Source organism: Kurthia gibsonii (assembly GCF_006539985.1).
In the GTDB taxonomy this organism is placed as follows: Bacteria; Bacillota; Bacilli; order Bacillales_A; family Planococcaceae; genus Kurthia; species Kurthia gibsonii.
This window is the reverse complement of sequence record NZ_BJOB01000068.1, coordinates 1-8,096: the sequence shown is the minus strand read 5'-3', so window position 1 is coordinate 8,096 and position 8,096 is coordinate 1. Positions and strand designations below refer to the sequence as shown.

Here is an 8,096-nt window from a genome sequence, read left to right as displayed (position 1 = left end):
GGGACTAATCCACGCGCGAAAGGGAATTTCTCACTTTGAAAGGGACTATTCCGCGCGCGAAAGGGAATCTCTCACTTTGAATTTGAATAATAAAATAAGAGCCGCATATTCGACTCTCATTTTAGCGCCAGAAACGAACGTTGGAGATGATGATATCACGATTTGTATTACCACTTAAATTAAGTCCATATTTATATGACTCTATATTAAATGTGACCTGTATGGAATCTGAACCTTCTGTTAATACATATACTCTATTATCTTCACCATATTGTAGATATACTTTCGCTAAAAAATCATTATTGCTCGTATGTGTATTCCAATATTCACCTGCTGCTAATGTGAAGGTTAGTTTTTTAAATTCTCCCGTACGAATACTGTTCCCGATGTTCACGAAAAATAAAGAATCTTCAAAGTCTGTAGTAATCACACCATTTGTATGCTTTTTCAAATACGTATCACGTTCATTTCCTTGAAGGTAACGTACATCATTACTTAAACTACCTCCCATCTCTTTCAATGTAGAATAACTAAAGCGGCGCTCTAATGTGGCTTGGCGTTTTTTAATACTTCTTTCATTTTTGGTTGAATTGGTTGAAGCTTTTTCTCTAAAATATAAGCTTCTGTTTCTGCTAGCGTCGTGATTGATTGATCGTACGATTTTTGAGCTGATGTATAATTAAAATTATTCATGCGTTTTTCTGTTTGTGTATATAAATTCCACATATTATATATACCACATAAACGCTGTAACTCTATTTCTGCTGGTTGAATATATTTCGCACGTAACTTGGCTTTATTTGCTTTTGTTAGCTTGGAATCTCCAATTTCTGCATCAACATCTGCTACGGCGTCTTGGAAGACAATATAACCCTCCGCATAGATATCTTTGACTTTACCTTCCTTTTCCCACGTATGCAGTACTTTTTGGGCTTCTTTTAGCAGTACTTTTTGGGCTTCTTTTAATTGTTTACCGTATTTGTCATATTCTAAATAGAGAGCTGTTTGGGAAGAGATATAGGAAAGCTGTTTTGTTAAAATATAACCTGTTTTTCCTTTATATTTCACTTTTGTCCAAATCGCACCTTTTGATGTGTATGTTAATTTCGTTCCTTTTTTCACCACACCATACTTCACTTTTTTACTCGGTGTTTTATAAATACTAGCTGCTGAAACTTTGACTGTCGCTTGTTTACTAGCCGCAACTGCCTCTGTTGCTGTTTGCGTCATAACTGGTGCGCATACGGTAAATGCTAGCGCTGTTCCCATTGTCCATTTCGTAAACTGATTCAATTGTATTGCCTCCTTTGATTAAACACATATGTATACCTATTAATTATACCCTTATATAATCATTTTTTACTAATTTTTACATGTAAAATATATAAAAGGAGTGTCTTATGTGGACACTCCTTGATATGCTTTATTCTTTTTCTTTCTCCTTCGGTTCGTCGTTCATTCCAAATAGGGTTTTAAAGAAATCTGCGATACTCGCCCAGAAACCTTTTTCTTCAGTTTCTTTGTCTTCTTCTTTCTCTTTTGCCTTCTCAGCTTTCTTTTCTTCTAATGCTTTCTCTTTTGCTTTCTTCTCTTCTAGCGTTTTTTGTTTCTCAGCTCTTTTCTCTTCTAATGCTTTTTGTTTCTCAGCTCTTTTCTCTTCTAATGCTTTTTCTTTCTCAGCTCTCTTCTCTTCTAATGCTTTTTCTTTCTCAGCTCTCTTCTCTTCTAGTGCCTTCTCTTTCTCTTTTTGTTTCTCAGCTTTTTTATCTTCTGCTTTAGCGGCAGAGTCTTTTGTTTCATCCGAATCATCCATACCAAATAATGACTTGATGAAGTCTATAAATTTTTGCCACCAACCTTTTTCATCATCAGAAGCTTTGTCTTTGTCCTTTTCTTTGTCTTTTTCTTTGTCTTTTTCTTTGTCTTTTTCTTTGTCTGAATTCGACTCTTTTTTCGTTTCTTCTGCTTTCGCTGTTGTATCTTCTATTTTATTAGATGAATTGGATTCGTCTTTCGCAGTCTCTTCCTTCTTCACTGGCTCTTTCTTGTCTTTCGATTCTTCCTTCTTCACTGGCTCTTTCTTGTCTTTCGGTTCTTCCTTCTTCACTGATTCTTTCTTGTCTTTCGATTCTTCCTTCTTCACTGGTTCTTTCTTGTCTTTCGGTTCTTCCTTCTTCACTGGTTCTTTCTTATCTTTTGATTCCTCTTTTTGATTGTCATCTGTTTTCACAATGCTGCTTTTTGAATCTTCTTGTGGTTCACGATTTAGAGAATTCGCCAGTGTCGTTTCTTCTTCATTTGGCTTTATTCGTGCAGATTCATCAGATTCAAACATTGCCGTAATAATGCTACCGATTATCAACACAAATAATACAAGCCCTGCTACTGTATATGTCATTTTCCGCTTATTTCTTTGCTGTTCTAGAATGATATATTCAATAAAGTTTCGGATTTCTTCCTTTTTGATTTCTTCTTCTTTATATCTTTCTAAATGTATATCTATGTACTGTAATTTTTCATCGACTCTTTCTTTGAGCCACATCATTAGCCAATGCACGTCTTTTCCTTGCTCAATAAATCGTAATACACTTATTTTTTCTTCGCTTAATAACGTACGAACCTTTTCTTTTAATTCTTCTTGTGAATAAATTTGTTCATCTAACATTTTTCAACTCTCCTTCATTATTTTGCTATTTCATTATATCAAAATTATTACAAAAATAACCATTATATTACAAATTAACAAGATTAGAGCTTGAAATACAAAAAAGAACCGCATACGCGGCTCATTTTACTTGTAGTTTAGTTGTTTTACTCGTTCCTGCACCTGTCGTAACGGATACATAGACTTTTGTTTTTACTTTTTGTGTTGGGATTTTGATGCTGAATGCACCTTTGCTATTACTTTTGCCTGTATATTTTTTATTGCCGATTTTGACGGTTACTTTGCTGTTCGCATACGTTGTACCTGTCACTTTTGTTTTCGTGGCTTTGGCTTTTGGAGATTTTGGTAACATCTCAGGTACTTTTACATTTAATTTATAAAGACCTGTATTACCATAAATTTGAATATAGTACGTTCCTTTTTTGACATTTAAAGATGTAGACCATTTATCAGAACTTGTATTACTCGATTTAAAAATCCAACGATCCAGTAGTGTATCACCATCTCGATCATAAATTTTGATATCCTTATTTTGATAAACTGTCATATGAACATTCAATACACCTGTTTTTGAAACATCTACTTTATAAAAATCAGACGAATCATTCCAACTAATTAAACCCGTCACAGATTGTACATTCGGCTTGATTTTCTGAGCTTGTTCAAGCCCATTATTCGGCTCTTTTTCATTATTAGATGTTTTAGAAAACTTTGTTTCGATTTTATATTTACCAGTACTAGCAGTAAAATAAGCTTTTGAAACTTTTATATAATAGATTCCTTTTTCTAAATAGTATCCATCTTGTTTCACCTTACCTGAAAGCTCAGAACCACCATAATAATTACTCCAACTTTCGACTTCATATAAGTCAGAATCAAAAACTTGTACATACATCCTATCCATGTACGCTGTCATTTTAACATTTAGTAAACCTGCTTGGTCTAATTTTACTTTATAATAATCCGTACTGTCACTCCAACTAAGTTGTGCTGTGATAGGTTTTTGTGTTGGTTTAATCGCCATCGCAAGTTCAGAACCATCATTCGGCTCAATTTCTGTAGTCTTACTGTCTACGACTGTCATCGTAAAACGATATGTGAACTACTCGCCACTTAGCTAAACCTTGCGGTTCTTCACGCTTGAAGTGGGAGCTTCTTGGGAATAGAGCGTACTTGCAAGTGTATTTCTTTACTTGCAGCGGTTTCTCTTATTTGACCGAGCGAACCCCGTAGTTCCTACGGTTTGTATAGGCTGTTAGCCCAACGTCTGAAGTCGTAATCCTTCATTAAGAATATTGATACTCGCATTGATGTCACGGTCATGCTGTGTACCACAATTCGTACAACACCATTGTCGAATCGAAAGACCTTTCTTTCCGTCATTCTGCCCACAATGCGAGCAGAGCTGACTAGAAGGGAACCATGTATCAATTTGTACAATGCTCTTGCCGTACCAATCGGCTTTGTATTGTAACTTTTGAACGAAGCTCGACCACGATACATCGGCAATACTTTTCGCTAACTTATGATTCTTCATCATCCCTTTGGTATTCAGCTTTTCAAGACAGATGACATCGTGATTTTTGATGATGTCTGTACTTAATTTATGAAGAAAATCTTCGCGCTGGTTGACGATTTTATCATAGAGCTTCGCTACTTTCCGTTTTTGCTTTTGATAATTCAAGGAATCGATGAGATCGATTCCCTTTTCTTTGGCTACTAATCGTCTTTTCGCCAATTTACGTTGTTCACGTTTCAATTTTTGAGCCATTTTCAACGTAAAGCGGTGATTATCGACTTTTTGACCGTTTGAAAGAATCGCAAAATCAGTAATGCCTAAATCAATGCCGATAGCTGAATTAGTTTTTGGCAATGCCCTAATTTCCTCTTTCACTAACAATGAAATTTTATATATACCGCTTGCATGACGTGTGATGGTCGCGGAACGAATTTCACCTTTCAGTTGGCGATGTAGCTTGATTCGGACCAATGATTTTAGCTTCGGAATTTTGAGGAATTTACCGTCAATCAATGCAACCGTGCCTTTTTGATTGTTCGTTGTATAGCTTTGTATCGGGTTTTTCTTACTTTTGAAACGAGGGAATCCAACCGATTGATCGCGGAAGAAGTTTTTATAGGCTTTTTCTAAGTTACGTTGTGCATTAGCTAAAGCTAAACTATCGACTTCTTTCAAAAAGGGAAATTCCGTCTTGTATTTTGCAGGTGTCGGGAATTTTTGTTTTTTGGATCCATCGCGTTTGGATTCTTCATAATTTTTCATTCGATCATCTAGCATAAGGTTGTACACCTTACGGACACAACCGAACGTCTTCGCAAAGAATAACTCCTGTTCTTCTGTTGGGTAAATTCTGAATTTGTAGGCTTTCAATTGTTCCATAAGGTTTACCTCCTTTTTAAGATGATTTCTTGATTTTATTATACCTTATTTTAACAAAAAGAAACATTTGTTCTCATCTAGGCTAAAAGAAAAAGGCGATAAGACCTTTATATCCGTTTTTCGAGTCACCAACGGTAACCCTCAAACTAAACGGTATTCATCCCCCACTTATAGAAGATGGGGGAATTCTACCGAAACGATGTTAAAAATATATTATTTATATTTGTTATTTAAGTAATTACTTCAAACAGCATCGTATTTTTATGCGATTCCAAACAAAAAAGCCGCAAATCGCGGCTTTTTCTTATGGTCGGCTCATCTCTTTTCGAAGGCGTATCAACAGGCGGCTTTTCTTCTTTTGTAGGGCGGCGCGACTCATGCCAAGCATTGCGGCAATCTCGGTGTGATCGTACCCCTCGATATAATAGGCGTGGAGAATCATACATTCTTCGGGTGTTGTGTGGGGTGCTAGGAATTCCACGAAGTCGCGTGTACGCTGGCACCCTTCCCCTTGAATTTGCTCATACAGGGCATCATCTTCTGTTGGCACGAATCGTTCCTCGTAACGCGCGCTCATCTTCAATTCATCGAGTAATGCACCGCGAATTGTCTGGAATGCATACGGTTCAAAATCGCCCTTTTCCGCATCGAAACGTTGCCACGCACGCCAGATGGCTACGCGCGCAGACTGGCGAAATTGCTCATGCTCCTTATAAATATGCAGTTTGCGCATGTGCGCGGAAATCATCGGCTCCAACTTCTCTAACATCGCTTCAAACGTCATCTCATACTCGCTTCTCACAGTCGACCATGCTTGTATTCCCTTGGGTACACCTAGCTTACTAAAATGTGCGAATGTTGGCGAAACGACGTTTTCCGAATGAATTTTTTCGTATGTATATGGTGGGGAAATCCTTGAAAAACCTCTATTTCCCCATCATTTCCCCATACTTTTCGTACGCACTTTTTTGAATAGGTCTTTTTCTGAAATTGAAGGAAAATAGAAAGAAAAAAGAGCTTATTTTCGAAAAAGGGGAGTTTTTTTATGCATACATTTTTTAATATACCACTGACATTTCAATTGGACTTCATCGACGACGTACTCTATGCGACACCAAAAAGAGACAAAATATGTCCATGTGGTGGAAAGCGACATCTTCATCATCAAAAGGAACAGGACATTCGCCACTCGTACACCTATGAGTACGGGACGATCACAATCAGATTGACCATGTACTACGAGCGCTGCCAGACATGCCACGTAACGACGCGACATGACGGTGGACTCGACGTGATCCAAAAGACGACAGCGAATTACCGAAAACTTGTGACAACTGCCGCGAAAACTCACTCGCTTGGATACGCAGCACGCCAGTTTGACGTACCGAAAGCGACGATTCAGGGGTGGGTAGATTCATTTTTCAAACTATAAAACGCTTTACGATGATGATATTGAACTTGTAAATCTAACTTTTGCCAACTTCTTTTAAAGCGACTGCTCGATAAATCGCTTAACCATGCTTTTAAGATTTTTTTATGAGCGGGTTTTGGAAAATATAAAAAATACTCTTTCAAATCAGCAAGCACGTCTTGTCGACTAAATTGCTGGCACGCTGGACATTGCCATGTTCTTGTATTTAATTTTTTCATGAAATTATAGCAATAAGGACATAAAAATCCTGTATGTAAATCAGCGAATTCAAATTTATAATAGGCACTTAAATCATAGGGTTCATACAATTTTTGACCGTTTTTTAATTTTAAAATTAACGAATCCATAGCTAGATGAGGAGCATGTTGTTGCATGTTTTTCAGAATATAATTTTCAATTTCGTATAAATCAAGTAAAGTAGCTGTTGTGTTCGAACCATCCACAATACTTGTTAAAGTAGGAAAAACAACTGCTCCATAGATTGGTATTTCATGTCCACGTCGCATACACCATTCACGCATTTTATAAATTTGCTTCTCGACTTGTACTTCTGGACTTCTTAATTTTTGTTCCCCTTGCCCCTCAATTTTCCGAATTAATTGTTGTGGGTTTTTAGTAAAATAAATAGTACCTGATATATTTTTCACTTCCAAAAGGATGATACAACTTTCTGTTAAAACTAAAAAATCCATTTGAAAAAATCCATCACAATCTAACATTACATCATGAAAAATATGAATATTTTCCGCATGACGATAGCGATCCAGATGTTTCGCAACCACCCGCTCCCCGAAATCCCCCGCTTCCATTTGCGCCAAATCCTTTTCAACACGTAGACGGACTGATTCATTTTTTAGACGCGCATTCAATTTTCGCCAACTAGCAATTCGGATATTTGGTATAAAACTTTTCTGAATCATATCAAATCCCCCTTTTTTCCATCTTAAGACATTCATCTCAAAATACCAAAACCGCTTTTTTAGAAAATGAGCTTCAAATTTAGCCAAAAGCATTCATCTATCTAAAAACATATGTGTATTTCCCCATCGTTTAAGAACTTTGCCTTCTTTTGCAAAAGTTTTGAGGACTTGAGTTGAGTTGTTTTGGCGAATTCGAACATTCGACCGACGAAATGGGTCATTCGCTGAGGGAGTTGGGACACTCGGCGCTCGGTTCGGGTCATTCGCACGTGCAAACGGGACATTCGAGGGCGAAAATGGGTCACTCGCACCCAACTGCCTGAGCTACTCGCTCTCCGTACTTTCTTCAAGGCTTTTGAGTAGCTAGAACTTCAGTTGACTATTTCAATGTGAATTCGAACATTCGACCGGCGAAACGGGTCACTCGCTGAGGGAGTTGGGGCACTCGTTGCTGGGTTCGGGTCACTCGCACGTGCAAACGGGACATTCGAGGGCAGAAATGGGTCATTTGCTGAGGGAGTTGGGGCACTCGGCGCTCGGAGCGGGACATTCGAGGGCGAAAATGGGCCACTCGCCCAACTGCCTGAGCTACTCACTCTCCGTACTTTCTTCAAGGCTTTTGAGTAGCTAGAACTTCAGTTGACTATTCTAATGTGCATTCGAACATTCGACCGACGAAAC

The 8,096-nt window shown here is 37.7% G+C and carries 8 protein-coding genes; 1 reads left to right on the top strand and 7 read right to left on the bottom strand.

Annotation, left to right across the window (positions count from 1 at the left end):
• Nucleotides 1-121: 121 nt before the first annotated feature.
• From KGI01_RS12830 to KGI01_RS12805, 6 genes are all read right to left on the bottom strand, one after another.
• The gene (locus tag KGI01_RS12830; protein WP_141275011.1) at nucleotides 122-520 is read right to left on the bottom strand and encodes a hypothetical protein; all 399 of its coding nucleotides are present in this window, start codon (nucleotides 518-520) and stop codon (nucleotides 122-124) included.
• A gap of 23 nt (nucleotides 521-543) precedes the next feature.
• Complete coding sequence (locus KGI01_RS12825; RefSeq protein WP_141275010.1) at nucleotides 544-1,293, bottom strand: SH3 domain-containing protein; 750 nt, start codon at nucleotides 1,291-1,293, stop codon at nucleotides 544-546.
• 130 nt (nucleotides 1,294-1,423) lie between these two features.
• Nucleotides 1,424-2,665 (bottom strand): hypothetical protein, encoded by a 1,242-nt coding sequence (locus KGI01_RS12820; RefSeq protein WP_141275009.1) that lies wholly within the window; start codon nucleotides 2,663-2,665, stop codon nucleotides 1,424-1,426.
• A gap of 121 nt (nucleotides 2,666-2,786) precedes the next feature.
• Entirely contained in the window at nucleotides 2,787-3,749 is a 963-nt protein-coding gene (locus tag KGI01_RS12815; protein ID WP_141275008.1) for an Ig-like domain-containing protein, read from the bottom strand.
• A gap of 171 nt (nucleotides 3,750-3,920) precedes the next feature.
• Nucleotides 3,921-5,063, bottom strand: coding sequence for an IS200/IS605 family element RNA-guided endonuclease TnpB (tnpB, locus tag KGI01_RS12810; RefSeq protein WP_141275007.1), 1,143 nt, complete (start codon nucleotides 5,061-5,063; stop codon nucleotides 3,921-3,923).
• A 304-nt stretch (nucleotides 5,064-5,367) separates the two neighbouring features.
• Entirely contained in the window at nucleotides 5,368-5,847 is a 480-nt protein-coding gene (locus KGI01_RS12805) for a sigma-70 family RNA polymerase sigma factor (RefSeq protein ID WP_141275006.1), read from the bottom strand.
• A gap of 261 nt (nucleotides 5,848-6,108) precedes the next feature.
• On the opposite strand from KGI01_RS12805, the gene KGI01_RS12800 reads away from it, so the two are divergent.
• Nucleotides 6,109-6,495 carry a hypothetical protein gene (locus KGI01_RS12800; protein ID WP_141275005.1) on the top strand — a complete coding sequence of 129 codons (387 nt, stop codon included), beginning with the start codon at nucleotides 6,109-6,111 and terminating at the stop codon, nucleotides 6,493-6,495.
• Here KGI01_RS12800 and KGI01_RS12795 read toward each other — a convergent pair.
• A complete protein-coding gene (locus KGI01_RS12795) occupies nucleotides 6,462-7,502 on the bottom strand; it encodes a nuclease-related domain-containing protein (RefSeq protein ID WP_170214794.1) in 1,041 nt (346 codons plus the stop codon). The two genes, KGI01_RS12800 and KGI01_RS12795, sit on opposite strands and share 34 nt — an antisense overlap.
• Nucleotides 7,503-8,096: the final 594 nt, after the last annotated feature.

What these genes read in the sequence shown, in the direction of transcription:
- KGI01_RS12805 (WP_141275006.1), bottom strand. Translation starts at nt 5,847, where the DNA reads ATGACGTTTGAAGCGATGTTAGAGAAGTTGGAGCCGATGATTTCCGCG.
- KGI01_RS12815 (WP_141275008.1), bottom strand. Translation starts at nt 3,749, where the DNA reads ATGACAGTCGTAGACAGTAAGACTACAGAAATTGAGCCGAATGATGGT.
- KGI01_RS12800 (WP_141275005.1), top strand. Translation starts at nt 6,109, where the DNA reads ATGCATACATTTTTTAATATACCACTGACATTTCAATTGGACTTCATC.
- tnpB (WP_141275007.1), bottom strand. Translation starts at nt 5,063, where the DNA reads ATGGAACAATTGAAAGCCTACAAATTCAGAATTTACCCAACAGAAGAA.
- KGI01_RS12820 (WP_141275009.1), bottom strand. Translation starts at nt 2,665, where the DNA reads ATGTTAGATGAACAAATTTATTCACAAGAAGAATTAAAAGAAAAGGTT.